Origin of the sequence: Legionella cincinnatiensis (assembly GCF_900452415.1) — a bacterium.
Lineage (GTDB): Bacteria > Pseudomonadota > Gammaproteobacteria > Legionellales > Legionellaceae > Legionella > Legionella cincinnatiensis.
In genome coordinates this window covers 1,606,304-1,633,113 of the sequence record NZ_UGNX01000001.1, presented here as the reverse complement: position 1 = coordinate 1,633,113, position 26,810 = coordinate 1,606,304, and the positions used below count along the sequence as shown (strand labels likewise).

Here is a 26,810-nt window from a genome sequence, read left to right as displayed (position 1 = left end):
TTAAATTATTTTTTGTAGGAAAAGATTGAAGCAATAGTAATCATTATTGATGCAAAAACATGCGAGCGCATGAGCAGACACGCGCATGTTTGTGACTTATTAAAAAAGTGACTGGATGGCTATTCTAAACCAACATGATAAAGAACATATCCAACACATGCCGTCAATTTCTTAACCATATCCAAATGAAGAAATTCATTTGGGCCATGTGCATTAGAATGAGGGCCTAAGACTCCAGTAATCATAAATTGGGCCTTGGGAAATTTTTCACCCAGCATTCCCATAAAGGGTATAGTTCCACCCTCTCCCAGATAAGCAGCAGGCTTGCCATAATAAGTCATAGATGCAGCATTGGCTGCCTTTTCCAACCAAGAAGCCAGTTTCGGTGCATTCCAACCTGGAGAGCCATCTTTTCCGTTAAAACTTACTTTTGCATGATAAGGAGGAGCCTTTGTTAAGGCATCATGCAATGCTGTTGTTGCAATTTTAGGATCTACCAATGGTGGCAAACGCATCGATAATTTAAGCACTGTTTTGGGTCTTAAAACATTCCCTGCATCGGCAATTGCAGGGAATCCATCTGCTCCGGTCACAGTCAATGCAGGACGCCAAGTTCTGTTTAAAATGAGTTGTTGCACATCTTTCTCTACAGGTTCAACGCCCTCATGCCAAGGAAACTCAGAATAAACAGAATGCCCCAAAGCATGAGCGCAATGCTCTGCCTGCATTTTTCTTTCTTCAGGAATATCACAATACAACTCAGGTAATTTAACCTCTCCAGAAACCTCATCTTCAATACGGCTTATTAATTGTCTGGCTACGCGAAAACTGTCGGCCACAATACCACTAGCAGCACCAGAATGAACTCCTTCACAAATCAACTCAACCGATAACTCTCCTACCACATTGCCACGTAAGGAAGTAGTCATCCATAATTGCTTATAATTTCCAGCTCCAGAATCAAGGCAAATCACTAACTTAGGATTACCAATTCTCTCTTGCAACAATTCAATGTAATAAGGCAAATCATAACTACCACTCTCCTCGCATGCCTCAATGATTAAAACACAACGAGGTATGGGTAAACCTTGTTTTTGTAACGCGCGAATTGCGGTTAATGATGCATATGTAGCATAACCATCATCAGCCGCGCCACGACCATATAAGCGCCCATGTTTTAGGACAGGTTTCCAAGGGTGTAAGTCCTCATCCCATCCAGACATTTCCGGTTGTTTATCAAGATGGCCGTACAGCAATACAGTCTCGTCTATTTCCCCAGGAACCTCTATGAAAATTAAAGGGGTTCTCCCTGTTAATCTTATAATTTCCAGAGTCATTCCTTTTGGTGCATGTGTTTTACACCAATTACCAATATGTTCTACAGCTTGATCCATCAAGCCATGCTCTTGCCATTTAGCATCAAAATGCGGTGATTTGTTAGGAATTTTTATGTAATCACATAAACTGGGAATAATCTCTTCCTCCCATTGCTGGCAAACAAAATCATACAGCGCTTGCGGATTGAACATGAACTTGCTCCTCAATAATCGCCACAACCTGTTCTGTAGCAGATTTAATGTTTAATTCATTGATTTTACTGATAATTTCCATTTTATTATGTTCTAGATCACACAATGTTTGTATTAAGGTATCTACATTTAACGCTCTATTTTCGATCACTAAACTAATACCCAACTCTTGAAAGTATTTCGCATTTTGAATTTGATCTCCTCGACTGACCTCAGCAGATAGCGGAATTAAAATATGCGGTTTACCCAGTGCTAATATTTCATAAAGAGAATTTGCACCCGCACGAGAAACGACAAATGAAGCAGCGGCAAATAAATCCGCCAACTCTTCATTAGCATATTCCAATTGTTTGTATCCCTTTAAACCATTCAACGATGCCTCTACTTTTCCTTTTCCACATAAATGAATAACCTGATATTTTTCAGTTAATTGAGGTAGTGCATCACGAATACAGCGATTTATTGATCCAGCTCCTAAACTACCACCAATAACAAGAAGACATGGCTTTTCTGCATTAAATCCACATAACTCCAATCCGCGGGTACTGTTGCCAGAAAATAATTGCTCTCTAATGGGTGTGCCTGTTACTTCGATTTTATCTTGTCTTTTAAAATGTCTTCTCCCAGCATCAAAAGTCAAACAAATTTTATTCACAAAAGGAAAACAAAGTCGATTTGCAAGACCTGGACTCATATCCGACTCATGAGCAATGATAGGTATTCGATTTAACCAAGCTCCTACCACCACTGGGAAGGCAACAAAACCACCTTTAGAAAAAACAGCATCAGGTTTTAATTTATAAAGCAAAAAAAATGCTTGTACGATACCCAATACAATCTTAAATGGATCTAGTAAATTTTTGAAACTTAAATAGCGTCGTAATTTACCACTACTTACACTATAAAATGGAATATTAAGCGGTTGAATCATCTGTTTTTCGATCCCATCAGCCGAACCAATGTACGCGACATCCCAACTTTTATGGCTAAATTCTCGAATTAACGCCATATTAGGTGCGACATGGCCAGCAGTGCCCCCTCCAGTAAAAATGATCGTTGGCATCATGAAATATTCCTAATCAGTAAACTTAAGTCAATTGCTTGAATTGATTTGGTAATAGCGCCTACAGAAATGAAGTCAACTCCTAATTGGGCTATTTCACCGATATTTTCCAAAGTTACTCCTCCGGAAACTTCTAGAGTACTATGCTTAGGCTGATTCATTTCAATTGCTTTTTCAAGCATGTCCCGACTAAAATTATCCAGCATAATTCTATCCGGTTGCGCCAAAATTGCTTCACGCAACTCGTCTAGAGTCTCCACTTCAATCTCAACTACCATGTTTTTATGAGTTTGTCTTGCTAAAGTAATCGCTTGAGCTACTGAGCCACACGCTTTTATGTGATTTTCCTTAATCAAAAAAGCATCATAAAGCCCCATACGATGGTTAAAACCACCGCCGCAAGTAACTGCGTATTTTTGAGCAACTCTTAATCCCGGAAGAGTCTTTCGTGTATCTAGTAATCGGGTTGGTGTTCCACGCAATTTTTGAACATAAAAATGAGTTTGAGTCGCTGTAGCTGAAAGTGTTTGTAAAAAATTAAGTGCCGTCCGTTCTGCAGTTAAAATAGTTCGTGCTAAACCAGAAACAGTACATAAAGTCGTAGGGGCATCCAACCAATCTGTTTCCGAAACTTGCCATTTAAGTTGGATGTGCTCGTCTATTTGCTTGAATACCTCATTAACCCATGGTTGACCACAAACTATCATTGGTTCTCGTGAAATAATTTCTGCCTCTACTTTAAGGTCAGCAGGTAGCAAAGCGGCAGTAACATCCCCATCACCTATATCCTCCTGTAATGCACGTGTTACATCAGCCTCTACGAATATGGAAGTTTTATTCATTTATAATTTTCCTATCCCTCATTGCGTAACGAGCCTTTAATAATGGAGGAGCTATAAAAGTAGTTATCATAACCATTAATACAATAGCAGAAAATAAATCATCTGAAATAACGCCGAGTGTACGTCCAATTGAGGCAAAGACCAAACCTACTTCCCCCCGAGGCAACATCCCAATACCAATAAGTATCCGGTCATCTTTTGCAGTGGCTCCAAAACCACTTATAAGCTTTCCGACCACGGCTGCGAGTATCAGGCCACTGGCTAAAACCACTACATTCCAATGATAAAAACATTCTAATTTAACCTGGATGCCAATCACGATGAAAAACATGGGTGTTAATATTGACTCTAAGGGTGACAACAAATGATAAATACTACGACTTTCCTGTTTTCCTCGGGCAATCCCATCAAAATAATCATCATGAAGGATTATTCCCGCAGTAAAAGCGCCAATAATCGTTGCAAGCTGAAGCACTGAGGCTAACCAAGAAAGGGTCATAATGAATATAAAGGAAATAAACAGTTTTGCTTCCCAAGGCTCAAGAAAACGAAAAAAGTGAATTGATTTACGCAAGACAATTGGGCCTAAAAACAAAGTACCCGAAAAAAACAACAGCGCGCTCACAATAATACGAACAATAACGATTAGATCCACTGCACCATTGATTACTAAAGAGCTAACTACAGCCAATATAATCAAACCCAATATATCATCCAACATTGCTGCACCTAAAATAGTTCTAGCTTCTCGGGTACGCAGTTTCTTCATTTCCGCAAGTACTCGAGCAGTAATACCAATGCTGGTTGCGCTTAGAGTTGCAGCAATAAACAAATCAGCTTGATATGAATCATTTGGCAGCAACATATAAGCAATACCAAATCCTAAGAGCATAGGGGCAACAACCCCAATTAATGCAACACAAAATGAATCACGCCCTGTGTGCTTCATTTCTTCAACAGAATTTTCAAGACCCACCATGAAAAGAAGAAAAATAACGCCATAGCGTGAAAAAATATCTACGATATAGGCAATTTTAAGAAAATCAGCTCCGTGTGGTCCACTTAAAGCATTAATCACTTGTTGTGCATAATTTACATTAGAAATAGTGGACGTCACCGCCTGATTTATAGAAACTCCTTTAAGTACCTCTCGAACCACATCAAAAGTTGCTGAACCTTCTCGTAATAAAATAGCTAATGGAAAACCGTAATAATAAAATATATTCCCAATCAACATTCCCATGAGCAATTCACCAAGAACGCTTGGTTGCTTTAAACGCCTTGCAGTATAGCGGCCAATAATCGCAAAGAAAAAAATAGTAGTCACTGCAAGTAATACAAATGCAATTGGATCAACATGCTCAGATTCAGCAGATGCAAATCCGTATAGTGGATATACTCCCACTAAAAGAAACCACCATTTAAAACGCTGCATTATTTGTTCTATAGCCTGCATCAATACCCCATTCGCCCATCAGACTTTTTCGGAAAGCTCTTTTCTGTAATAACTTTTCCAAAAAAGTCTATTTTTCAATTGCATTAGGCCACATTTTGGATAAATGGATGCAAACTTATAGAGCACGCTTCTCGTTTTTGCAGCCTAAATCATCACCCATTTATTGTTTCGCCAAAAACAGACACGTTTCTAAAACTGAATCTGGATTAAGTGAAACACTTTCTATTCCTTCTTTCATTAACCACTGTGCAAAATCCTGATGATCTGAAGGTCCTTGGCCACAAATACCTATATATTTATTCTCTTTTTTGCACGCGGTGATAGCCATATGCAATAATGCTTTTACTGCTTCATTACGCTCATCAAATTGAGAAGCAATAAGTCCTGAATCTCTATCTAAGCCTAAAGTCAATTGGGTTAAATCGTTAGAGCCAATAGAAAAACCATCAAAATACTTTAAAAATTCTTTTGCTAACAAAGCATTAGAAGGCAACTCACACATCATAATTATGCGTAAACCATGTTTGCCACGCTCAAGTCCATGTTGTTTTAAAACTTGAATAACGTTACTTGCCTCAGACACAGTTCTTACAAATGGAATCATCACTTCTACATTTGTTAGCCCCATTTTTTCACGAACGCGCCGCACCGCTTGACATTCTAAAGCAAAACAATCAGCAAATGATTCAGAAACATAGCGTGATGCTCCTCTAAAGCCCAACATTGGATTTTCTTCATGAGGTTCATACAAATGACCGCCTACAAGATTGGCATATTCATTTGATTTAAAATCAGACAATCGCACAATGACTGGTTTAGGATAAAAGGCCGCAGCAATTGTTGCAATACCTTCTTTTAAGCGCTCGATATAATACTCAACAGGTGAATCATAGGCTGCTGTTTTTTGCATAATGAATTGTTTCAACTCCTTGTCCTCTAAGGAATCAAAATCCAGTAATGCTCGCGGATGGATGCCAATTGTATTGGAAATTAAAAACTCAAGACGAGCCAAACCCACACCTGAATTGGGAATAGATTGAAAAGTAAATGCCCGCTCAGGGTTCCCCACGTTAAGCATGACTTTCATCGGTAATTCAGGCATAGTTTCTACATCAAGATGTACTTGCTCGAAAGGCAATAAACCAGCATACACATAGCCATTATCCCCTTCTGCACAACTAACAGTTACTTCATCACCATCACGTATGGTTTTTGTTGCGTCACCACAACCCACTACTGCGGGAATACCTAACTCACGAGCAATAATCGCCGCATGACAGGTTCGTCCACCGCGATTGGTCACAATCGCTGAAGCGCGCTTCATGACAGGTTCCCAATCGGGATCGGTCATATCTGAAATTAAAACATCACCAGGCTGCACTCTATCCATTTCACTTACATCAGTAATAATTCTAGCCTTACCTTGTCCAATTCTTTGACCTATACTACGTCCCTCAGCTAATATTTCACCTTGACGTTGCAAAGTATAACGTTCCAATATTTGCTTGTTATCACGACTTTTTACCGTTTCAGGACGAGCTTGCAGTATATATAGTTGACCATTTAAACCATCTTTTGCCCATTCTATATCCATTGGTCGACCATAATGTTTCTCAATAATCATGGCCTGATGGGCTAAGCTTTCAACTTCATCAGGAGTTAAAGAAAATAACAAACGCTCTTTAACATCTACATCTACAGTTTTAACTCGTTGTTGCTTACTCGGATCATCACAATACACCATCTTCAAAGATTTACTGCCTAGATTTCTGCGAATAATAGCGGGTCTTCCTGCTTGAATACCGGGTTTATGCACATAATATTCATCAGGATTAACCGCTCCTTGTACAATCATCTCTCCTAAACCATAAGAAGAAGTAATGAATACTACTTGATCAAAACCAGATTCAGTATCCATAGTGAACATTACGCCACTTACTGCTAAATCACTACGAATCATCTGTTGAATACCTGCTGATAAAGCTACATCATGATGGGCAAACTGATGATGTGTGCGATAAGCAATTGCTCTATCATTAAATAGTGACGCAAAAACATGTTTAATCGATAATAAAACTGCCTCAATACCTTTAACATTCAAAAATGTCTCTTGCTGGCCTGCAAATGATGCATCTGGTAAATCTTCAGCTGTTGCTGAAGAGCGCACAGCAACACTAAAATTATCATGGCCTATAGACTGAGATAATTGCTCATAGGCCGTGCGTACAGCATTTTCAAACTCGGAAGTAAAGGACGCATTGACAATCATTTCTCTAATTTCTTTACCAACAAGAGTTAATTGCAGTACATCATCAGTATTTAAGGCCTCTAATTTTGTATAAATCTGTTTATCTAAATTATTTTGCGCTAGAAATTCCCTAAATGAATCTGCGGTGGTTGCAAAACCGCCTGGAACAGCAACTCCAGCAGAGGATAAATGACTAATCATTTCCCCCAGAGAAGCATTTTTTCCACCAACCTGCTCTAAGTCATGCATACTTAGATGAGCTAAATCAATAACGTGTTTTTTGATTGCCATAACCGCCCCAAGTCCATAAATAATGACCGTTATTCTACTGAAAATGTGCGGCTATGGGAATGAGAAACTTTATTTGCTCGATAATTACCTTGGGAGATATGTTTTTAATGAATAATAAAAGCCGACGTGCCTGATAAATTCACCCGCGTATTCGTTAATACTTCTCTTAAACATTAGGGATGCTATCGCATTAAATAAACTTTCTAATGGATAAATGATTAATCATGAGATCTAAATTTAACCAAACAAATCAAAACAAAATCAATAGCTATAGAAAATTTCTTACTTTAATTCACATCTGGGCTCGCATCTAATATCATATACGCTTTACCAATAGGGCTTGTAGTTATGACTCTTACTTCTTTAAATGCCATCTCACCTATAGATGGACGATACATGAATAAAACCCGGGCCTTGAGTCCTTATTTTAGTGAGTTTGCTCTAATTTATTATCGTTTAACAGTGGAAATCCGGTGGATTGAATCTTTAGCTGCCAATAATGCTATTTCTGAGGTCCCTCAACTAGATAAAGAAGCAAAAGATTTTCTTAATAGCATCATTTCCAATTTTGACGAAAATGAAGCCCTAAAAATCAAAGAGTTTGAAAAACAAACAAACCATGATGTCAAAGCAATAGAATATTACTTAAAGCATAAGTTCCAGCAAAATGAGCGTTTGCAAGCGATTACAGCATTCATTCATTTTGCCTGTACCTCAGAAGATATAAATAACTTGGCTTATGCTTTAATGGTAAAACAAGCTATCGCCCAAGTAATTCAACCAACCCTCGCAGAAATAATGGGGGGGATTACCTTGCTTGGGAAACAACATGCTGATGTAGCAATGTTATCAAGAACTCATGGTCAACCAGCAACACCAACAACCATGGGCAAAGAGTTAGTCAATTTTGTTGCTCGGCTTAAAAGACCACAACAGCAGTTAGCCGAAGTACTAATTCCAGGCAAATTTAATGGTGCTGTAGGTAATTATAACGCCCATACAGTAGCATATCCCGAAGTAGATTGGCGCAAACACTGCGCCAATTTTGTCACCTCTTTAGGATTATCTTTTAATGCATATACCACTCAAATTGAACCTCATGATGGTTTAGCAGAAGTATCACAAATTATGGTACGTATTAATAATATTTTACTGGATTATACGCAAGATATATGGAGCTACATCTCTTTGGGCTATTTTAAACAAAAAACAGTAGCCGAAGAAGTTGGCTCTTCAACCATGCCCCATAAAGTAAATCCAATTGATTTTGAAAATGCGGAAGGAAATCTAGGGATGGCTAATGCTTTATTTATTCATTTTGCCAATAAACTCACTCAATCACGATTGCAACGCGATTTATCAGATTCTACCGTATTGCGCAACATTGGTATGGCCTTTTCCTATAGTCTAATTGCCTATCTTGCCTTAGCCAAAGGTAATGAGAAATTACAAATCAATGAACATGCTTTACAAGAGGATTTAAAATCCAACTGGGAAGTCTTAGCAGAGGCAGTTCAAACAGTGATGCGTCGTTATAACGTGCCTGATGCATACGAACAATTAAAAGCGTTGACTCGAGGCCAAGGCATTGATGAAGAAAGCCTTAAAAATTTTATTAAAGAGCTTTCTATTCCTGAAAAAGCTAAAGATCAACTGATTAAACTAACTCCAGGAAGCTACACTGGCTTAGCAACCCAGCTCGTAAAGGCTTTTCTATGAGTGATACTTTATCACAACAAGGACAAACCTATGAGTTTGATGTTCTTGTTATTGGTACTGGGTTGGCGGGATTACAATACTGCCTGCAACTCATAAGCCTACAGCCACATTTGAATATTGCCTTAATCAGTAAAGCCGCTGCCATTGAATGTAATAGCCGTTATGCTCAAGGTGGGATTGCGGCTGTTTTTTCAGCAGAGGATTCTCTAGAATCGCATATTTCAGATACATTGATTGCTGGTGATGGTTTATGCTATCAGCCTGCAGTAGAGTTCATTATTCGGCAAGGGCCCGCAACTATAAAGCAACTGAGTCAATATAATGTTCATTTTAAACAGGACAACAATGGCCATTTTCATTTAGCACAAGAAGGTGGACATTCTCATCGACGTATTTTTAATTGCGGTGATCAAACAGGTTTATCAATAACACAAATAATGAATCAATTGGCACGACAACACCAGCAAATTCATTTTTTTGAACATCATGTAGCAGTAAATCTTATTACTCATTATCATCCTCATCGCACAGATATTCAAAGCGAGGTCTTAGGCGCATATATTCTAGATTGCTCAGCAAATCGTATCCATACTTTCTTAGCGAGCTGTGTCATATTAGCTACAGGCGGTGCTGGTAAAACATACCGATATACAACAAATCCTATGGTTGCTACTGGAGATGGCGTCGCCATGGCTTATAGAGCCGGAGCACGTGTTGGTAACATGGAGTTCTATCAATTTCATCCTACTCTATTACACCATCACTCCTTAAATAATTTCCTTATTTCAGAAGCAGTACGAGGCGAAGGCGCCTTGCTTAAAAATGCCGAAACAGGTGAACGTTTTATGAAGGAGTATGCGCCTGAGCAAATGGAACTTGCGACCCGAGATATCGTTGCTCGTGCTATTTTTAGTGAAATTGAGCGCAGCCAAATAGGATATGTCTATCTCGATATTACCCATCAATCAAAAGACTTTCTTAAAAAACGCTTTCCGCAAATTTACAGCACTTTATTGTCTATAGGCATCGATATGAGTCAGGACATGATTCCCGTTGTTCCGGCAGCACATTATCAATGTGGTGGAATACTTGCGGATATTGATGGCCGTACCGATTTAAAACGACTTTATGCAGTAGGAGAAGTTGCTTTTACTGGTTTACATGGTGCTAACCGTCTCGCCAGTAATTCCTTACTCGAAGCTTTGGTTATGGGCTCCAATGCAGCATACTGTACCTTAAAAGATATTTCTACTCCATGGAAATATACAGATCATATTCCAAACTGGAGCGCACCGAGCGAAGTTAATGCCAGACGGGCAAGTCAAATTAATGCGCAATGGCGTGGTTTAAGAGGAGAAATGACTTCTTATGCAGGCATTGTACGAACAGAAGCAGGTCTTGAAGATCTACTACAATTAATTATGAAGCGAAAAAAAATAATTGAAGAATATTACTGGAAACATTGCATTACCCGTGACTTTATTGAACTCAGAAATATTATTCTCAATGCAGAGCTTATTGTAAGAGCGGCTTTAGCAAGACGCGAATCACGCGGTGGCCATTTCCGTGAAGATTACCCCAATAAAAATGCTAAAGCGAAAGAAAGCATTGCCAAACTGGGATTAATGGATATTGCACCTGAATAAATAAAATTTGTAGCTTTATTGAGGCTATAGTGACATTTGAGGCCAAATAGATGTTTAAAAATTCTACTCTTTATACTCCTGAAACCACATTAATGCAGATTAGAAATGATATGAGTATTTGCCAAAGCGATTACCCTATAGATTGGTATCAGGAAGATTTTATACCCTATGCTCAAGAATACCAGGCATTGCCCGATCGTAAATTGACTACAATCTTAGCATGGATGACTCCTTATCTTAAAAAAGCACAAGATCATTTTGGTGAGCGCTTATTACTTTTAGCTCATTATTATATGGGTGGAGAAATTGTTCGCTTAGTAGAGCAATTTGGGGGACTTATTGGTGACTCCTACCAATTAGCCTTAATGGCCGCAGAGCATCCTGAAAAATCGATCATTATTGAGTCGGCAGTTCATTTTATGGCTGAATCAATTAGTATCTTAGCTCATGAAAACCAACAGGTATATATTACCAATCCTAAATCGGGTTGCACCATGGAAATGCTTGCCAAAGATTTCATGGTAGAACCCGCCTTTCTCGATTTAAATGAGCGTTATGGCGCTGAAAATATTTTACCTGTTTGTTATATGAATACTTCTGGCCGCGTCAAAGCAATGACTGGAGCTCAAGGTGGAGCTGTCTGTACCAGCTCTAATGTGAAAAAAATATTCCAATGGGCACAAAAACAAAATAAAAAAATTCTTTTCATTCCCGATCAACATATGGGCGAAAATGTAGCTTATTGGTTAGGAATCAAAAATCTTGCTTATTGGCCGGGCGGCACAGCAGGAGCCCAATATTCGCTGGCAAATCAAGACAAGCAAACATTAAAACAATTTGATGATGCCCAACTTATTCTGTTCTCCAGTCAATGTGCTGTGCACACCCATTATCAACCTGAAATGTGTGAATATTGGCATAGTCAAGGATACACGACTATTGTTCATCCTGAATGCCGCAATACGGTCATTAAAATTGCCCAGCATTCAGGTTCTACCGCATTCATTTGGGATTATGTAGTCCATGATCGTGCGCAAACCAAACGTTACGCCATAGGTACAGAAAATCATATGGTGGAAAATCTCAAACAATATTGTAAAGGTTTGGGAATAGAAGTAATCAATTTAGCTCAAGCACCTAAAAAAGAAAATGAAAAAGGCGTAGGATGTGGTTGTGCCACCATGTCACGTAATGACCCTCCTCACTTAGTGGCTCTCGTTGATTTACTAAGACAAGGAAAAACGATGGCTTATAATGAAGTTAAAGCAGGCGATGTTGTTAATGAATTCACTGGCAGTAGAAATAGACTATCGGAGCAAGAGCAACAATGGGTTATAGATAATGCTAAAAAATCATTACAAATGATGATTAATATTACAGAAGATCAAATTTAATAAAAGATGATTTTTTCAAAATTTTCTGTGTTCTAATTAACATCCTGTTTCATGCCCTGATTGATGCTACTCAACCAGGGCTAAATTTTTATGAACCGTAAAACTGACATTGTTCCAAAGCTTGAACACACACGAAACCGCCCAGGCTTTCTATCCAATTAGAATCAAGGCGAGATGGAATTTTAGTCAAAGTTGGCCACCAGATTGAATATTCACCTATCGAGTTTCTATAAGTACACACGACTCCTCGACCATACCCAGCAACTAAAATGTTGGCACGCACAAAGCGAGTATTTTCATCACCTTGAGGAGGATGAGGTGAAACCGGATTAACTACCCAAGGGTCTGGTGGAACACCCCACTTGAGGGAAGTGGTTTTTGGATCAGGACAATTTGTAGTATGGCCTATGCTAAATTGTGTAAGGAAATAAACTAAAATAAAAAATCGATATTTACTCATTAAACGTCCTATTAATAATTAACAATTTTTAAATAATAATACACTAAAACCCATTGTTTGAATTTATTTCTTTGTTATAATGGCCACTAAAATGCCTGGGTGGCGGAATTGGTAGACGCGCCGGATTCAAAATCCGGTGGTGGTGACACCGTGTGGGTTCGAGTCCCACCCTAGGTACCATTGAGATATTATTATCACTTCTCAATGGTTCTCAATATTGGCTCTTTCCCATTTACGGGGGCACTCACATTTAACAGCACAGCACCCTAACACGAGTTCTGTAATTTTCAAAGTTACGAAAGCCATAAGCTCTTCTTTGAATTAATTAAGTAAATACCACACAAATATTTATCTCAAATCATTATCAATCGTTCGTTATTTTTCGTATATAACCGTGCGTACTTTGGGTAAGATCTTGGGTAAACCTCTTTACTCAACTTACCAAGCACCACACAAGTTGAGGTAGTACTATGCTTACGGATGCAAAAATTAGAGCATTAAAAATAAAAGATGGAAAACGCCATACCGATATGGACTGATTGGTGCTTGAAATTCGACCAAGCAAGCAATGATATGGACTCATCCTCCCTGTTACTCGGCAACTATATGAGCCAAAATGGTAAGGTCAACCAAACCTTATCGGAAGGAGAGTCCAATGAAGAATATTACGTTATTAGGCATCGATTTGGCAAAAGAAGTATTTCAATTGCATGGAGTAAATGAGCATGGAAAAAAGATACTAGGCAAAAAAGTAAAGCGCTCAGAATTGCCTACGTTAATTACAAATTTACCTTCTTGCAAAATAGTCATGGAAGCTTGTGGTAGTTCAAATTACTGGTCTCGAAAATTCATGTCCTAGGGTCATGAGGTATTTCAAATTAGTCCGCAACATGTGCAGCCATTCGTCCCGGGAAATAAAAATGATAAGAATGATGCACGAGCAATAGTCATAGCAGCACAATAAGATAATAGGCCATTCCAATCAAAACGATAGAGCACCAAGAAGTACAGATGTTACATCGATATCGAGAGAGTTTAACCCATGAAAGAACCGCATTAGGAAATCGTATACGAGGTTATTTGAGGGAGGTAGGCTTGTTTTTAGTACAAGGATTATCACAAGAGTCCATATACGTAGCCTGGTTGCTTGCAACCAGGATTTATCAAAGGCGGCAAAGATTATCAGGCTTTTGTAATAATAAAGAGGCTATTTTATATGGTGCAAGTTCACAAGGAAAAGCAAAAACCTCAGGGTCAATTACAGATGAGACAAAACTCGGGGCGGTACGTATTTTTTTATGCTGGCATTAAAGGATCGAACATCAGGTGAAATCCTGGTTGCAAGCAACCAGGCTACGCGTGCTGTCTTTTTTACGTAACTTCTTATTCCCACAATGAACACAACGAACAACACATCGATAAGTGACTTCGATATAAACCGGGTTCTCTCCACTTACTTTTTTAATAGAATATCCAGGCAAATTTAGGATACAATCTTTCTTAGGCATTTTAATCTTCCTTTTGACCGTCAAATCAATGGGTTAGTCTAAACTAACTTGATTAAAATGCTCCTACATTTGGGGGAGAACCGACAATTGATTGTTTACATAAATATTTATCGATTATAGAAAATAAACATATAATATTACTTTCCGTTTCTTGTAATAAGCCTCGGATTGATTTTGCATAACCATCTAATACTAACTCATATTTTTCTTTTACTTCTTGAGCAAATGGATTTAAAGGATTTTGTAAAATAAATGAATTGATATCTTCATACTTAGCCAATGTAATATTATTTGTTTTAAATGAATCAATTAAACTCTTTACGTGAATATATGTTTTAATAATAAGTGCTCTTAAATTCTCATCAATAATTGTCCCCAATAATGGCGCCTGTCCTTCCAACACTAAAAAATAATTTTGTTCTATAAAGTAATAGGACATAATTGGTCCCTCTATTTGTTTAATTGCCCCAAAAGAATTATTAAACCTTTCCTGAAGAACAGTGATTTCGGTTTTAATTGAAAGAAGCAATGCATTAATATTGCGCTTATGTTCTTTCCTCTTTGAATATTCCTGCATACTTTGGGTAAGTTCTTCGATCTATTTTTTTTTAATTAAATAAAATCAATTACATGTGGGTTCGAGTCCCATCTTAGTACCATTGAAGTGCTTTTGAACATTTTTTAATGGTTCTCAATAATAAGTAAGTATCCATTAATACACCCCTCGCCTCCTATCACATAACTTATTAAAAAAAAATATTTTTGAGAGCAATACATCCACATATATCTATCAACGTTAAAAAGCCTTGCAGAAAATTCGTAACCCCTTAAATGATCTTTTAATAATCACTTAATATATAGATGATACAATTTACGTATAAAGTCTAAATACATAAAGGTTATCATGAGAAATTTAACTTATTCTGAACGCGTCAAATTAACCAAGCTCATTCAAGAAATAATATCCAAAAAATACGAAGGGGAAGGATTAGATAAACTCCATATTGAAGCGATTAAACTCGCTCATGGTAATCCCGACGAAATTGACCTTTGGTATAAAGAGAAAACGTATGAAAATACAAAAAAGCTCAATAAAGTTGTAGATGATTTAAATCGATACGTTGATAATCAACTTAAAACAGAGAAAATGATTATCTCCGCAGCAAGTAAATTGCTTTCCGACTTTGAGGGTGCTGAAGTGGATGCCAAACAAGCAATTCGTCTTGCAAGTGGCGATCCTAAAAAGTACGACATTTATGAACAAGAAGTAAAAGAGTATTTTGATTCCGAGATAAGCAAAGAGATTAATCTGCGTAAAAAATCTGGTGAAAAAGTTGATCATCCCAAAGAAATTTTAGACAAACAACAATTTATCAAAGACGCAAAAAATATTGTAAATACAATAGCGAATACTTTAATGGTGACATCGCCAGAGTTTAGAAATAATCGTGTTGCTTACATTAAGCAAAGTCTAGAAAATTCAAAATATAACGCCAAATTTATTGACCGTGATGGCCAAATGCAATTTAGAACCATTCGCCCAGAGGGTGAGTATGGAAAACCAGAGGTGGCTTTTAAAGAAGGCCTAGCTCCTCAATTCGTCAGCATGTGGGCTTTCCAATCAGGCGTCATTAGTAAGCCTTATGTCAATGACGTATTTGAAACAGAAGGCGAAAAAATCGGCTGGTCTGGTGGTATCACCTCCACTTCCGCCAACTTAAAATTTTGCGCCGCGTTTGATTTTGCTGCTAGTTATGGTATGCAAGATGGCTATATCTACGTATATGCCTGTGATGAAGCAGCATCAGTTGCCCGTCATATTAGCTTTGGTGTAGGCTATGATGGAAAGGTTGATAAAGGAATGGGAATAGAACGAAGTAATGCTGAGGCTGCAATGGAATATATGCTACCTTTTTTATCCCCTGATCGAATAATAGGAGCTAGAGAGGTTAAAAAAGACGGTTCGCTAGGTGAGTTTTTCCCCAATCCAAATGTGCAACAAAGTGCCTATGGTGATACCGAATTTCTAAAATTGGTGCTTTGTGAAAATGTTAATGAAATTAAGCTCATCGAATACTTGGAAAGACGAAGTGTGGAAATTTTACATAAGGATAATGATCTAGAATATACCAATAAAATGGTTAAACTCTTTAGTGAACTTGCTCCCGAACGGCAAGCGGTCGTATTAAAAATAGCTCACGCTTCTCACATAGCATTAACTCATCAACTTACAGACAATTTAGACCCAACACTCAAAGAAACGGATCCATTGAAATGGGATATGTTACATGGATTAAAATTAAGTAAAGACCCTGAGCACCCCATTGAAGTATTGCCCAAAGTGATGAAGCGGGCATTATCTCACGAACAACAAATAAAATTAGATTTGCATTTGGAAAAACATTCTAAATTACAAGTGAAATCACACTTTGGATTTGAATTTGAAAGGGACAAACGTACAACGAAAGATAAATCACCTACAGAGAAGATTCATTATCCTCAACCACGGTTCTTTAGACAAAAACAAGAGCAACCTACAACCAAGGATACTTTAGAAGAGATAAGTAAAATTACTCCACAAAATCCTAATGGTACTAAATAATACGTCCGATTCGATATAAAAAGCAGGATGCTTTTTATATCAACAAAATTAAGAGAAAATTATCATTTTGGTGGCATTTAAAATTGTATTAGTTTACAATTGCATCAAGATTTATCAATTTTTGGTATCTTTATGCCCAGAAAAGTAGAATTAACAAATAATTCTCTCTCAAAATTATTGCAGCACTACGGCCAGGATTATGACCGCAAAGTATTCTCTCCTGCTTTTGAATCGATTACCCTCAATCTTCAAGCCATTTGCGCCATCTATGGAAATATTCCAAAAACGTGTATTCGATTGTTAAATCAGCTTAAATTACCTTTTGATGAACGTGAATATCTGCAAAAAGTTTCAAATCCTATTCGATTTTTTGGTGTAAGAGATCAAAATGAGTCCTTTTTCACTCTGGCCCAAAGTCTGGAAAATTTAAGAACATTACTCAGTCAAGATGAACAAAAACTCAAGGATTTATTCGCAAAAGATATTGAACTCATACCCGGCGATGATAAAAGTAAAATCTTCGCACGGATCGTAAGTGATGCCTGTACAAAGGCAATTGATAGTACCATTGCGGATATACAAGCCAAAATGGACTGCCCATTTGAAGAAGACAATGTTCCTCCATCAATGACGGCACATGCCTAATCACTCAATATCAACGGAGAAATAAGAACAAAAATTAAAGATCAGGCTCCCTGTAAGGGAGCAGCTTTCACATAAGGTAGGCTTTTATAGTTCTTTTAAATCAAAATAAACGTGAAACTTATAATTTTTTTCTTAAATATCCTCTTCTAAGACAAAAAGTAATCATCTATCGCAATTAATGTTTACCCTTATTGTTCATAATTTATCCATTCATAATCTATAATTTTAAAGAAAAATAAAGCTTTAGGAAAAGTAAGAAACGCATTTTGGAGAAAAATCATGGGATACATCATTGCATGGTTGTTGGGCGTTCCCGTTAGTTTATTAGTATTAATTTGGCTAATTTCTCACATTTAAAATCAAGGATATTTTTATTATGGACAATCAAAAATGTTATAAAACTACGATTACTGATATTCATTGGACTGCAATTTTTGCCGGTGCATTTGTTGGTGTTGGCTTAGGTTTTTTACTTAATATTTTTAGTATGGCGATTGGTTTAAGCGCATATACTTCATCTCCTAATGGTACAACTGCTGTTGCAATTGGTGGTATCTTAGGTTTATTAATCGGAGCCATCGCATCAATGGGTGTAGCAGGATTTGTTACAGGATATTTAGCACGATTTTATCATTGCTATTGCCATGGAGGTATAATTTATGGATTCATTACTTGGAGTTTAGGTTTAATGCTAAGTGCTTTATTAATCGCGCCAATGATGCATTATGTTTCTTTTCACCAAGAAAATTTAGATCCAGCTTTGGTACCTACACAGATTTCTAAAGCAACAGATGTGAATGTTTCTGTCTCTTCTCAGGAAAATAAAGTACTCCATGCAAACCCTCAGCATTTAGCTTGGAGTGGATGGATTCTTTTCATTCTATTTTTTCTTAGTGCCTTTTCGAGTTGCATTGGGGCTTGTTATGGAATGCGTTGTGAAAAAGAAGAAAATGATAGGCATTTGCCCTCATAAAAATAGCCTATTCGTCAGGTAATGTTATAAATATTTTACCGCAATCTAAGTTTTATAGATTGCGGTAATCTTATAAGATTATTTAAGGTCCACCGCGTAAGAGTAAGACAATAATCAAAATAAGAAGAATTAAGCCAATGCTTCCACTAGGATAATAACCCCAACCTGCGCTATAAGGCCATGCGGGAAGCAATGCCAATATTAATACAATTAAAACAATCAATAAAACTAGGTTCATATTAGAAATCCTTTTCATAGTTACTCTATAAATAGCATAGATTAAATTTAACTCATTTTGATATATAAGAATACATAATATTTTTTGCAAAATCTGAAGTATTAAGGTCTATTAATAGTCCATAATTATTTTTAAATTATTTATTAAGCGGGCCTGAGGGTTGGGTTAAAGGGAGCATTGGTCAAATTCGCCCAAAGCAAAATTACGAGTCAAATTTTCCGCTTATTGATCCTGAGGATAAGCAATGAAGTCTTTCCCTAATTCTTTATTACAAATACTTAAATGAAGCTGGCATTATATTTTCCCAGCTTCATTTAACAATAATTACTCTTGTACTTCACAAGTAATTTTAGTGCAATCACGACAATTTTGGGCAGCAAAAGCGAAAGATTGAGCCGCTGAACCTTGCGTATTTGCCATCTTATCATCTGCAGCTTTATCTTCTGCTACATCACTACTGCTTGCATTAGTGGTGCAAATCCATTTAGCGCTTAAATCAGTTTTTGTTGCAGAAAAGGCTACAGAAGAAGCTATAATAAAAAAACCTATAATTAACTTTTTCATAACATCTCCTTGTTCAAATATCCATTTAATATTTGGTTGCCTCTAGGAGGACCTTGACGACTTTTCAACTTCATCTGAGTAATCGGAATATTTATAGTGCGAACTCTCAATGACTTTAAAGTCATCATCAGTAACTTACCCCAATTTTTTATTTATTCTTTTGGGTTAGCTCTTAAACTATAGGATATTGTTCAAAAAAATTCCAATTTAAAATGACCTATAAGAAAGTTATTTAATCACATTTCTTATTTGCATTTATTTGCTTTTTTTATATATTTTGCTTTTGTTTTTTGTTTCTCTGTATCTTTAAATTTATCCCTTGAGTGATTTAGGATATCTACCATGAACACAGAGAAAAGTAACGCGACTCTTACCAACATCATCCAGCAGGATTAAAATTTCCTTCATTCTCTATAGAAACTCCCTCTTGCCTGTTTTCTTTTGTTTGTTCTTTGATTTTGATTAAAAAAGGGATAAAAAGCAAAGCAAATACAACAGAAAGTTGGTACAAGCCAATCCATCCAATCTTCATTTGAATCGCTGCTGCCACTGGACCTGAGATAATGCGAGGTAATGTAGATAATGCCACAAGTAAAGAAAATTGGGTTCCGGTATACTGTTTATCTACCAGGCGCATAAATAAAGCAACTAACGCGGTAGAACCCATACCTGCTGCAAAATTATCAAAGAATACTGCCATTGCGAGTAAAACAACATTTTTGCCAGTTATTGCTAAAATAACAAACAAAATATTAGTTAATGCTTGCAGCAAACCAAAAAAAAGTAATGAACGGTACAATGAATAATGCATCAACAAAAATCCAGCACATAATCCACCTAACAATATAGAGCCAACCCCGAGTATTTTGTTGATATATCCAATAGTATCTAAAGAAAAACCAAGTCCTTGAATGAGAAAAGGCATCACGATACCACTAGTAGTTGTTGTAAAAGCCTCTCCTAATTTATAACAAAAAATAAAACATAAAAGAGGAATGACTCCTTGACGTGATAAAAATTCTTTAACAGGTGCTATAAATGATAATGCAAAATTACTCTTTTCTTTGACAACTGCACTGGGCTCTTGACTAACAAAGACAGCAAACATCCCTACAGTCATGAGACAACCCATAAAACGATAAGTAAAAGCCCAACCTAATTTCTGTGCCATAACCAAGGCAAAGCCACCAGACAATAACAGAGCAATTCGATAACCTAATACTGCTAAAGAAGCACCTAAAGCATGCTCAGTCATTGGTAAATATTCAGCCCGATGCGCATCAATTGCAATGTCTTGTGTTGCAGAAAAACAGGCCAAAGCTAATGCGAGTAAAGCGATTAACTTAGGGTATTGTTCCGGGGTAAACCATGCCATCAAGTTAAATCCTAAAAGCAATAAACATTGCATTGCTAAGATCCAACTTCTTCTTTTACCCAAGTTAAATAATGAGTAACGATCAAGAATAGGCCCCCAGAAAATACGATAAGCATAAGGTAAACTAATTAAACTTAACGTTCCTGTAACAAAAACAGACATCCCGCTGTAGGCAAACCATGCTTGCAACGTACTACTGATTAGCGCCATAGGCAAACCAGAAGAAAAACCTAAAATGAAAACAATAAAGAGACGCTTGTTCATCTTTAAGATCACTCAAAGCGGTGAGGACTTGCAACTTAAGAAGAGCTCACTCCCAAAAAGGGAGTGAGTATGATGAGAAAGAAAATTTTCTCACGTGATTAGGCTGCTTTTTTTACAGAAATCAAATGAATTTTGAAGATCAAAGTTTCATTTGGACCTATAGGACCACCTACACTACGTGGACCATAAGCTAAATCAGCAGGAACATAAACTTCCCATGTAGAACCAGAAGGCATTAATTGTAATGCTTCTGTCCAACCAGGGATTACTTGCGATACTTGAAATGTAGCTGGCTTACCTGCTTTTTCAGTGCTATCAAATACAGTACCGTCAATTAAAGTTCCAGTATATTCAACAGTTACAGTGTCTGACTTACCTGGTTTTGCACCAGTACCGGCATCAATAATCTTATACTGCAAACCACTTGGTAACACTACTATCCCAGGCTTTGACTTATTAGCAGATAAGAAAGCTTCACCTTTTGCTTTGTTTTCTTCTGCTTTTTTATTAAATTCAGCACTACGCTTAGCCATCAGATCTTTTTGAAATTTACTCAGAACATCTTTCATTTGCTCTTCAGTCAAAATCAATTGAGCCCCAGACATTCCATCTTGCATTCCTTTAGCTAATGCCTCTGGATTAATGTCAATACCTTGATTTTTAAAGTTTTTTCCTAAATCAGCACCAATACTATAAGATAATTTATCTTTGTCCGTAGTAAGCGATGTAGCATCAGTTGTAGCCATTGCTGTAGACATTGCCAGCCCCATAATGGCCGCAGTGACCAATTTCATCTTCATAAAGAATCCCCTTGTAGTCTTTCTATTGTGCCTATTATCCTATTTTTTAAATAGTAAATAGGAAATTATAAAAATATCCCTATAATTCTGCCTAAATTTACATGAAATTACTAGACCTTAAATCAGATTAATTGTAATTATACTATAAAGAGTCTCAAGGGTAAGCCTAAATCTGCTTTTTTACCTCTTTTCTAAGTAAATCTGCAGCATGATACCCACGCAGTTCACTATAATTAAAATAGACAAATAAAGAAGATCGCTCTACACTTTGCACTAATTATAACTAGAGATTTAAACCCCATGAACATCAGTGTATTTGATTTATTTTCGATTGGAATTGGTCCTTCAAGTTCTCATACTGTGGGCCCCATGCTTGCTGCTAATGCATTCCTAAGATTGCTTGACAACAAACAGCTTATGGATCAATCGCAACGAATTAAAATTGAACTTTATGGTTCTCTTGCCTTAACAGGTAAAGGTCATGGCACTGACAAAGCTATTTTAAATGGATTAGAAAATAAAGCTCCTGAAACAGTAGCTCCGGAGTCCATGATACCGCGCATGCATGACATTCTTAACTCGCATACTCTTCATTTGGCAGGTAAAAAGAACATTCCATTTAATGAACAAACTGATTTTCTTTTTTTGCAAAAAGAACTGTTACCAAAGCATACTAATGGTATGCGCTTTTCCGCTTTTGATGAACTCAATAACTTATTAATAGAACAAGTTTACTATTCCATTGGCGGTGGCTTTATTACTACAGAAGAAGAGTTTTCCAAACCTACGGAAGATACAAATCCTCCTCCATACCCATTTTCGACCGCATCCCAGCTCTTACAGCTTTGTCATGAGCATAATTTAACGATAGCTGAATTAATGATGGTTAACGAAAAAACTTGGCGTAGCACTGAAGAAATTCATGAAGGTATTTTAGACATTGCTAAAGTAATGGATGATTGCATTACTAACGGATGTAAACATGATGGTATTTTACCCGGCGGTTTAAATTTAAAAAGACGTGCTCCAGATTTATATAATAAGTTGATGAATCAAAAAGGAGTAAAAAGCGTCTTCGAACAATCAGATATTATGAATTGGCTAAATCTTTACGCTATGGCAGTTAATGAAGAAAATGCTGCTGGAGGACGTATTGTTACTGCCCCAACGAATGGAGCAGCAGGAATTATTCCTGCTGTACTTAAATATTGTCAACAAGCACATGACAAAATGAGCAGTAAAGACATTTATACTTATTTTCTCACTGCAGCTGCTATCGGTATCCTCTATAAAAAAGGAGCTTCTATTTCTGGTGCCGAGGTAGGCTGCCAAGGTGAAGTGGGTGTTGCCTCTTCTATGGCGGCAGCAGGTCTTACTGCAGTCCTTGGAGGAACTGTAGCCCAAGTTGAAAATGCAGCTGAAATCGCAATGGAACATCATCTAGGAATGACTTGTGATCCAGTTTTAGGTTTAGTACAAATACCCTGCATTGAACGAAATGCAATGGGGGCTGTAAAAGCAGTAAATGCAACACGAATGGCACTTATAGGGGATGGCCAACACAAAATTTCCTTGGATAAAGTAATTAAAACCATGAAGCAAACAGGGATGGACATGCAGAGTATTTATAAAGAAACCTCCATGGGAGGTTTGGCTGTTAATTTACCCGAGTGTTGAAAAAGTATAATCATCGTGCTTAGAGTGTTTCTCTACTAATGCTGCTAGCCCCAACAATCGATGTTTTTCTACTGCTTCATTAAATGGCTTAATATCCTCTTCAGAATTGAAAGAGGAGGATATTGCCTTTATTTTTCCGCCTAACTTTTCCATTTTTTGATTCACCCTCATATTCCTATGCTGCAAAAGCCCTGTACGATCTTCAACAAAAAACAAATGCTTTTCAATTGACTTCCATGCTCGCTCCCTTTTGTTGTTTACAACTTCAACACTAAGTTCCGTTGAATCTCGCACTTCTTTTTCCAAAGAAGGGATAGATTGTTTGGTGCGTAAAAGCCTAACGGGTAATGGGCCAACTATCAGATTAAAATCATACATGTCATCAAGATCTTCCTTGGTATAACACATAGCTACAGCATCGCGATAGGTTTCTAAGGTATGTTTTGCTTCACTTTGTTTTTCTTTCTGCTGATGGAAGCGCATATAATCATAAATTGGGTGGTATTTATCTTGATTTGATAACATCGCGATACTATCAGTCGTAAAATAAGCACATCCACGACCAGCATTTTGTAAAATATCTGTAGGTACATAAACATGGAGATTGCATATTTTACTTAAACGACCAAACTCCATCTGATTGGCTAATAAATTAGTTAACCCTAACGATGGTACAAAACCCAATGCATCACAGATTAAAATATCCAACGTAGGGAACTCTTTTGCTTTGAAATTAAACTCTAAAAAGGACCAATGATTTAAATGAGCGCTCCCATCCCATTTTGAAATAGCAATTTGAAACCGCACGTCTTCATGGCAATTTTCTACCATTTGCTCAATGATATAAGCTAATTCATCAAGTTCATCACTACTCATTGCAAACGCATTAAAGCCATCTCCTTTTTTTTCAAGCCGCGTGCTTTCTTTTATATGTAAAAAAAATGCCATAAGGTCTTCTGAAATAGTACCTGGTTTATCAACCTGATCTAAAAGTTCTTTAATCTCTGCAATGTTTTTCATAATGAAATTTAATTAGCAATATAAATTGGCTTATTATAAAAAATTTAATAAATTTAATCAAAATAAATACGATTAGATACATAAAAATTAACTTCGAATAATTTTATTGACTCGAACAGTGGGGTAAATTTCTAGAAGGGCAATTGCTCAAAAACCCAAGCATTAGATGAATTTTGAGTAAAAAATAAATCACTCATCGCATAACCTACAACCGCAGCTAAAGTATTATCAAAATAAACGAGGGGAACTCTGTCTCTTAACCAGGGGGGGATATCCCATTCCTGAAAGAGTTTTTTTAAACGTTTAGTCTGACCGTGCCAAAAAAAATCTTCTCCTCCCTGCCTAAATCGAATAGATATTGCCGCATTTTGCGGAATGATTAAACCTTGATTAGCCTTTTGGGCCACTAATTTAATTTCCGAAGTACCTAAATTTAATGGCAAAGGAAACTCGGTCCATTCAACATAAGAGGGTAAATTACATCTATTTTTCTTATCCAAATAAAGATGATTTTGATAACGACGAACCGAAGTATTTCCCCAACTTACTCTAGGAGCGGCATCCTGACTGGAGAAAATTACTTCATGAATCAAACGATGAAATGTAATCGTTGAAGGCAATTGAACTTGATTTTTTTTTAACCATACCCTCAGAATATTCGCTATGCGATCGAAATTTAAATTCTTAAGTGATTCAATAGCTAGCGCCTTATCTGTTAAGGTATTTTGACTCTTGTCTCTCTCATTACTATTAGTTTCCCTTCCAAACTCTATTGAGAGAGCACATTCAGAAAGAGATCTATTCTTTATTTCTTTCCAAGACAGATCACTTATTGCTAACGCATCCAAGTTTCTTTTAGCTTGTTGGCAATGACTTGCCGTTCGTGCGATATTTCCCACCACTCTAGGCCATCTATTTTTCAACAACGGTATAATTTCTTGACGCAAATAATTACGAGAATAAGCGATGTCACAATTACTCTCATCTTCAACCCAATTTAATTGATGTAACAATGCATAATGTTCCAATTGCTCACGATAATAGTGTAAAAAAGGCCTCGCCAGCTGCCCAAATCCAAATTGGGTAAACTCAGGCATAGCAGCCAAACCATCAACACCAGCCCCCCGAAATAATTGCAAGAGGAAGGTCTCAGCTTGATCATCCAAATGATGACCTAAAATTAAGCAGTCTTGCTCTTTGACTAAAGAGGAAAAAACAGCATAACGTGCAATTCGGGCTCCTTCTTCAATATTGGCTGAACGATCAAAGTGTACGGATTGCGCCCTAAAAAAAATACCCAATTTCTGGCAAAACTGGTTGCAGTGCTCTTGCCAAAAATGAGCATTCGCATTGATACCATGATTTACATGTACTGCAACTAACTTTTTTAATAAGATCGGGTGGGCAGCAAGAACATGCAAAAGCACAGTCGAATCAAGCCCCCCACTATACCCCATAATTAATTGATTAAACTGACTGAGACGCAAAATCCATTCTGGGCTTAATAATACTTTAATCACATGCTCCCATAGCCATAAATTTTTGATACCTACTTTCAACTAGTTGATCTAAAGGCATTTTTCTTAAAGTATGTAGCTCAGTAACCAAAATATTTTTCAAGCGAGTAGCCATTTCATCAACATGACGATGAGCCCCTCCTAATGGTTCAGGCACTACTATATCAATTAACTTGTTTTCTAAAATTTTATCTGCGGTAATTCGCATTGCACGCGCAGCTTCACTGGCTTTAGACGCATCTTTCCATAGAATCGAAGCACAACCCTCAGGAGAAATTACTGAATAAATTCCAAATTGCAGCATCAATATCCGATCACCTACACCAATTGCCAAGGCACCTCCAGAACCAGCCTCTCCAGTTACCACGCAGATAATGGGTGTTTTAAGACGTGACATTACAAAAAGATTGCGTGCTATTGCTTCAGACTGATTTCGCTCCTCAGCCCCTATTCCAGGATAAGCACCTGCAGTATCAATAAAAGTAAAAATAGGCAATTTAAATTTCTCAGCCATATTCATCAAGCGCAAAGCTTTTCGATATTCTTCTGGACGGGCCATCCCAAAATTACGATATACTTTTTCTTTAGTACGTTTCCCCTTTTGATGGCCAAGCACCATTACTGGCTCACCATTTAAACGTGCTAAGCCCCCAATAATTGCTGGGGCTGAAGAACAACTTCTATCACCATGTAATTCTTGAAAATCAGTAAAAATACGTTCGATATAATCGGTAGTCTGTGGTCTAAGCGGATGTCTAGCCACTTGAGCAACTTGCCAGGGTTCTAAATTAGAGAAAACTTGCGCAGTTAGCTCAGAGCATTTTGTTTGAAGTCGAACTATTTCATCACTTAAATTTACTTCGTTATCATTACCAACCATTCGAAGTGCTTCAATTTTCTGATTTAACTCTTCGATGGGTTGCTCAAAATCCAAAAACTGTCGGCTCATTCAATACCTTTTGGTGAATTAAATCATGGT

23 protein-coding genes, 1 tRNA gene and 2 pseudogenes are annotated in these 26,810 nt (G+C 37.1%); 10 read left to right on the top strand and 16 right to left on the bottom strand.

The genetic code is table 11. The annotated features are described in order from the left end of the window. Nucleotides 1-119: 119 nt before the first annotated feature. The 5 genes from DYH34_RS07220 to ppsA form a co-directional block, all read right to left on the bottom strand. A complete protein-coding gene (locus tag DYH34_RS07220) occupies nucleotides 120-1,529 on the bottom strand; it encodes a M20 family metallopeptidase (protein WP_058466201.1) in 1,410 nt (469 codons plus the stop codon). Beyond that, entirely contained in the window at nucleotides 1,504-2,595 is a 1,092-nt protein-coding gene (locus tag DYH34_RS07215) for an undecaprenyldiphospho-muramoylpentapeptide beta-N-acetylglucosaminyltransferase (RefSeq protein WP_058466200.1), read from the bottom strand. The genes DYH34_RS07220 and DYH34_RS07215 overlap by 26 nt, the downstream gene beginning before the upstream one ends. Then, nucleotides 2,592-3,434, bottom strand: a complete 843-nt coding sequence (gene nadC / locus DYH34_RS07210; RefSeq protein ID WP_058466199.1) for a carboxylating nicotinate-nucleotide diphosphorylase — start codon at nucleotides 3,432-3,434, stop codon at nucleotides 2,592-2,594. The genes DYH34_RS07215 and nadC overlap by 4 nt, the downstream gene beginning before the upstream one ends. Continuing rightward, on the bottom strand, nucleotides 3,427-4,869 hold the full coding sequence (locus tag DYH34_RS07205; protein ID WP_058466297.1) for a cation:proton antiporter domain-containing protein: 1,443 nt from the start codon (nucleotides 4,867-4,869) through the stop codon (nucleotides 3,427-3,429). The genes nadC and DYH34_RS07205 overlap by 8 nt, the downstream gene beginning before the upstream one ends. Before the next feature lie 181 nt (nucleotides 4,870-5,050). Then, nucleotides 5,051-7,429, bottom strand: a complete 2,379-nt coding sequence (gene ppsA, locus DYH34_RS07200) for a phosphoenolpyruvate synthase (RefSeq protein ID WP_058466198.1) — start codon at nucleotides 7,427-7,429, stop codon at nucleotides 5,051-5,053. 348 nt (nucleotides 7,430-7,777) lie between these two features. Between ppsA and purB the strand changes: the two genes are divergently transcribed. From purB to nadA, 3 genes are read left to right on the top strand one after another with little or no spacing between them, the layout of a single operon-like run. Continuing rightward, the gene (gene purB, locus DYH34_RS07195) at nucleotides 7,778-9,148 is read left to right on the top strand and encodes an adenylosuccinate lyase (protein ID WP_058466197.1); all 1,371 of its coding nucleotides are present in this window, start codon (nucleotides 7,778-7,780) and stop codon (nucleotides 9,146-9,148) included. Further along, complete coding sequence (gene nadB, locus DYH34_RS07190) at nucleotides 9,145-10,794, top strand: L-aspartate oxidase (protein WP_058466196.1); 1,650 nt, start codon at nucleotides 9,145-9,147, stop codon at nucleotides 10,792-10,794. The genes purB and nadB overlap by 4 nt, the downstream gene beginning before the upstream one ends. Nucleotides 10,795-10,844: 50 nt before the next feature. After that, nucleotides 10,845-12,188 carry a quinolinate synthase NadA gene (gene nadA, locus DYH34_RS07185; RefSeq protein WP_058466195.1) on the top strand — a complete coding sequence of 448 codons (1,344 nt, stop codon included), beginning with the start codon at nucleotides 10,845-10,847 and terminating at the stop codon, nucleotides 12,186-12,188. 88 nt (nucleotides 12,189-12,276) lie between these two features. On the opposite strand, the gene DYH34_RS07180 is transcribed toward nadA, so the two are convergent. Beyond that, nucleotides 12,277-12,648 (bottom strand): DUF3757 domain-containing protein, encoded by a 372-nt coding sequence (locus tag DYH34_RS07180; protein WP_058466194.1) that lies wholly within the window; start codon nucleotides 12,646-12,648, stop codon nucleotides 12,277-12,279. 93 nt (nucleotides 12,649-12,741) lie between these two features. Here DYH34_RS07180 and DYH34_RS07175 point away from each other — a divergent pair. Then, nucleotides 12,742-12,828, top strand: a tRNA-Leu gene (locus DYH34_RS07175). A 70-nt stretch (nucleotides 12,829-12,898) separates the two neighbouring features. Here the strand turns inward: DYH34_RS07175 and DYH34_RS18700 are convergent. Next, a pseudogene (locus tag DYH34_RS18700) lies at nucleotides 12,899-12,973 on the bottom strand (transposase); the annotation flags it as partial. A 330-nt stretch (nucleotides 12,974-13,303) separates the two neighbouring features. Here DYH34_RS18700 and DYH34_RS07170 point away from each other — a divergent pair. Beyond that, nucleotides 13,304-13,507 (top strand): IS110 family transposase, encoded by a 204-nt coding sequence (locus tag DYH34_RS07170; protein ID WP_058466193.1) that lies wholly within the window; start codon nucleotides 13,304-13,306, stop codon nucleotides 13,505-13,507. A gap of 152 nt (nucleotides 13,508-13,659) precedes the next feature. After that, nucleotides 13,660-13,959 carry a hypothetical protein gene (locus DYH34_RS07165; RefSeq protein ID WP_115342578.1) on the top strand — a complete coding sequence of 100 codons (300 nt, stop codon included), beginning with the start codon at nucleotides 13,660-13,662 and terminating at the stop codon, nucleotides 13,957-13,959. Between the two features lie 50 nt (nucleotides 13,960-14,009). On the opposite strand, the pseudogene DYH34_RS07160 reads toward DYH34_RS07165, so the two are convergent. Both DYH34_RS07160 and DYH34_RS07155 read right to left on the bottom strand, forming a co-directional pair. Continuing rightward, nucleotides 14,010-14,156 (bottom strand): annotated as a pseudogene (locus DYH34_RS07160) (ISL3 family transposase); the annotation flags it as partial. 52 nt (nucleotides 14,157-14,208) lie between these two features. Next, nucleotides 14,209-14,733 (bottom strand): hypothetical protein, encoded by a 525-nt coding sequence (locus DYH34_RS07155; protein ID WP_058466192.1) that lies wholly within the window; start codon nucleotides 14,731-14,733, stop codon nucleotides 14,209-14,211. Nucleotides 14,734-15,060: 327 nt separating this feature from the next. Between DYH34_RS07155 and DYH34_RS07150 the strand changes: the two genes are divergently transcribed. The 3 genes from DYH34_RS07150 to DYH34_RS07140 all read left to right on the top strand — a co-directional run bounded on the left by DYH34_RS07150 (nucleotide 15,061) and on the right by DYH34_RS07140 (nucleotide 18,376). After that, nucleotides 15,061-16,758: a hypothetical protein gene (locus DYH34_RS07150; RefSeq protein ID WP_058466191.1), complete on the top strand. Its 1,698-nt coding sequence runs from the start codon at nucleotides 15,061-15,063 to the stop codon at nucleotides 16,756-16,758. 99 nt (nucleotides 16,759-16,857) lie between these two features. Then, nucleotides 16,858-17,403 (top strand): hypothetical protein, encoded by a 546-nt coding sequence (locus DYH34_RS07145; RefSeq protein ID WP_238589571.1) that lies wholly within the window; start codon nucleotides 16,858-16,860, stop codon nucleotides 17,401-17,403. 376 nt (nucleotides 17,404-17,779) lie between these two features. Further along, nucleotides 17,780-18,376, top strand: coding sequence for a hypothetical protein (locus DYH34_RS07140; protein ID WP_058466189.1), 597 nt, complete (start codon nucleotides 17,780-17,782; stop codon nucleotides 18,374-18,376). Between the two features lie 82 nt (nucleotides 18,377-18,458). Here the strand turns inward: DYH34_RS07140 and DYH34_RS07135 are convergent, their stop codons facing one another. From DYH34_RS07135 to bamJ, 4 genes are all read right to left on the bottom strand, one after another. Further along, nucleotides 18,459-18,614, bottom strand: coding sequence for a DUF3309 family protein (locus DYH34_RS07135; protein WP_083502812.1), 156 nt, complete (start codon nucleotides 18,612-18,614; stop codon nucleotides 18,459-18,461). A gap of 324 nt (nucleotides 18,615-18,938) precedes the next feature. Then, nucleotides 18,939-19,178 (bottom strand): hypothetical protein, encoded by a 240-nt coding sequence (locus DYH34_RS07130; RefSeq protein ID WP_058466188.1) that lies wholly within the window; start codon nucleotides 19,176-19,178, stop codon nucleotides 18,939-18,941. A gap of 379 nt (nucleotides 19,179-19,557) precedes the next feature. Continuing rightward, entirely contained in the window at nucleotides 19,558-20,817 is a 1,260-nt protein-coding gene (locus DYH34_RS07125; RefSeq protein ID WP_058466187.1) for an AmpG family muropeptide MFS transporter, read from the bottom strand. A gap of 98 nt (nucleotides 20,818-20,915) precedes the next feature. Next, complete coding sequence (gene bamJ, locus DYH34_RS07120; protein ID WP_058466186.1) at nucleotides 20,916-21,617, bottom strand: BamJ family beta-barrel-assembly machinery protein; 702 nt, start codon at nucleotides 21,615-21,617, stop codon at nucleotides 20,916-20,918. A gap of 300 nt (nucleotides 21,618-21,917) precedes the next feature. Here bamJ and DYH34_RS07115 point away from each other — a divergent pair, with 300 nt between their 5' ends. Further along, a complete protein-coding gene (locus DYH34_RS07115; RefSeq protein ID WP_058466185.1) occupies nucleotides 21,918-23,294 on the top strand; it encodes an L-serine ammonia-lyase in 1,377 nt (458 codons plus the stop codon). Here DYH34_RS07115 and DYH34_RS07110 read toward each other — a convergent pair. The 3 genes from DYH34_RS07110 to DYH34_RS07100 all read right to left on the bottom strand — a co-directional run bounded on the left by DYH34_RS07110 (nucleotide 23,280) and on the right by DYH34_RS07100 (nucleotide 26,780). Next, nucleotides 23,280-24,314: a hypothetical protein gene (locus tag DYH34_RS07110; protein ID WP_058466184.1), complete on the bottom strand. Its 1,035-nt coding sequence runs from the start codon at nucleotides 24,312-24,314 to the stop codon at nucleotides 23,280-23,282. The genes DYH34_RS07115 and DYH34_RS07110 overlap by 15 nt on opposite strands. A gap of 131 nt (nucleotides 24,315-24,445) precedes the next feature. Next, nucleotides 24,446-25,834: a tRNA lysidine(34) synthetase TilS gene (gene tilS, locus DYH34_RS07105; protein ID WP_058466183.1), complete on the bottom strand. Its 1,389-nt coding sequence runs from the start codon at nucleotides 25,832-25,834 to the stop codon at nucleotides 24,446-24,448. After that, on the bottom strand, nucleotides 25,827-26,780 hold the full coding sequence (locus DYH34_RS07100) for an acetyl-CoA carboxylase carboxyltransferase subunit alpha (RefSeq protein ID WP_058466182.1): 954 nt from the start codon (nucleotides 26,778-26,780) through the stop codon (nucleotides 25,827-25,829). Before DYH34_RS07100 ends, tilS begins: the two co-directional genes overlap by 8 nt. Between the last annotated feature and the right edge of the window lie 30 nt (nucleotides 26,781-26,810).

What these genes read in the sequence shown, in the direction of transcription:
- ppsA (WP_058466198.1), bottom strand. Translation starts at nt 7,429, where the DNA reads ATGGCAATCAAAAAACACGTTATTGATTTAGCTCATCTAAGTATGCAT.
- nadB (WP_058466196.1), top strand. Translation starts at nt 9,145, where the DNA reads ATGAGTGATACTTTATCACAACAAGGACAAACCTATGAGTTTGATGTT.
- DYH34_RS07180 (WP_058466194.1), bottom strand. Translation starts at nt 12,648, where the DNA reads ATGAGTAAATATCGATTTTTTATTTTAGTTTATTTCCTTACACAATTT.
- DYH34_RS07140 (WP_058466189.1), top strand. Translation starts at nt 17,780, where the DNA reads ATGGACAATCAAAAATGTTATAAAACTACGATTACTGATATTCATTGG.
- bamJ (WP_058466186.1), bottom strand. Translation starts at nt 21,617, where the DNA reads ATGAAGATGAAATTGGTCACTGCGGCCATTATGGGGCTGGCAATGTCT.
- DYH34_RS07115 (WP_058466185.1), top strand. Translation starts at nt 21,918, where the DNA reads ATGAACATCAGTGTATTTGATTTATTTTCGATTGGAATTGGTCCTTCA.
- purB (WP_058466197.1), top strand. Translation starts at nt 7,778, where the DNA reads ATGACTCTTACTTCTTTAAATGCCATCTCACCTATAGATGGACGATAC.
- DYH34_RS07155 (WP_058466192.1), bottom strand. Translation starts at nt 14,733, where the DNA reads ATGCAGGAATATTCAAAGAGGAAAGAACATAAGCGCAATATTAATGCA.
- DYH34_RS07130 (WP_058466188.1), bottom strand. Translation starts at nt 19,178, where the DNA reads ATGAAAAAGTTAATTATAGGTTTTTTTATTATAGCTTCTTCTGTAGCC.
- DYH34_RS07165 (WP_115342578.1), top strand. Translation starts at nt 13,660, where the DNA reads ATGTTACATCGATATCGAGAGAGTTTAACCCATGAAAGAACCGCATTA.
- DYH34_RS07100 (WP_058466182.1), bottom strand. Translation starts at nt 26,780, where the DNA reads ATGAGCCGACAGTTTTTGGATTTTGAGCAACCCATCGAAGAGTTAAAT.
- DYH34_RS07150 (WP_058466191.1), top strand. Translation starts at nt 15,061, where the DNA reads ATGAGAAATTTAACTTATTCTGAACGCGTCAAATTAACCAAGCTCATT.
- nadA (WP_058466195.1), top strand. Translation starts at nt 10,845, where the DNA reads ATGTTTAAAAATTCTACTCTTTATACTCCTGAAACCACATTAATGCAG.
- nadC (WP_058466199.1), bottom strand. Translation starts at nt 3,434, where the DNA reads ATGAATAAAACTTCCATATTCGTAGAGGCTGATGTAACACGTGCATTA.
- DYH34_RS07205 (WP_058466297.1), bottom strand. Translation starts at nt 4,869, where the DNA reads ATGCAGCGTTTTAAATGGTGGTTTCTTTTAGTGGGAGTATATCCACTA.
- DYH34_RS07135 (WP_083502812.1), bottom strand. Translation starts at nt 18,614, where the DNA reads ATGAACCTAGTTTTATTGATTGTTTTAATTGTATTAATATTGGCATTG.
- DYH34_RS07215 (WP_058466200.1), bottom strand. Translation starts at nt 2,595, where the DNA reads ATGATGCCAACGATCATTTTTACTGGAGGGGGCACTGCTGGCCATGTC.
- DYH34_RS07220 (WP_058466201.1), bottom strand. Translation starts at nt 1,529, where the DNA reads ATGTTCAATCCGCAAGCGCTGTATGATTTTGTTTGCCAGCAATGGGAG.
- DYH34_RS07110 (WP_058466184.1), bottom strand. Translation starts at nt 24,314, where the DNA reads ATGAAAAACATTGCAGAGATTAAAGAACTTTTAGATCAGGTTGATAAA.
- DYH34_RS07170 (WP_058466193.1), top strand. Translation starts at nt 13,304, where the DNA reads ATGAAGAATATTACGTTATTAGGCATCGATTTGGCAAAAGAAGTATTT.
- DYH34_RS07125 (WP_058466187.1), bottom strand. Translation starts at nt 20,817, where the DNA reads ATGAACAAGCGTCTCTTTATTGTTTTCATTTTAGGTTTTTCTTCTGGT.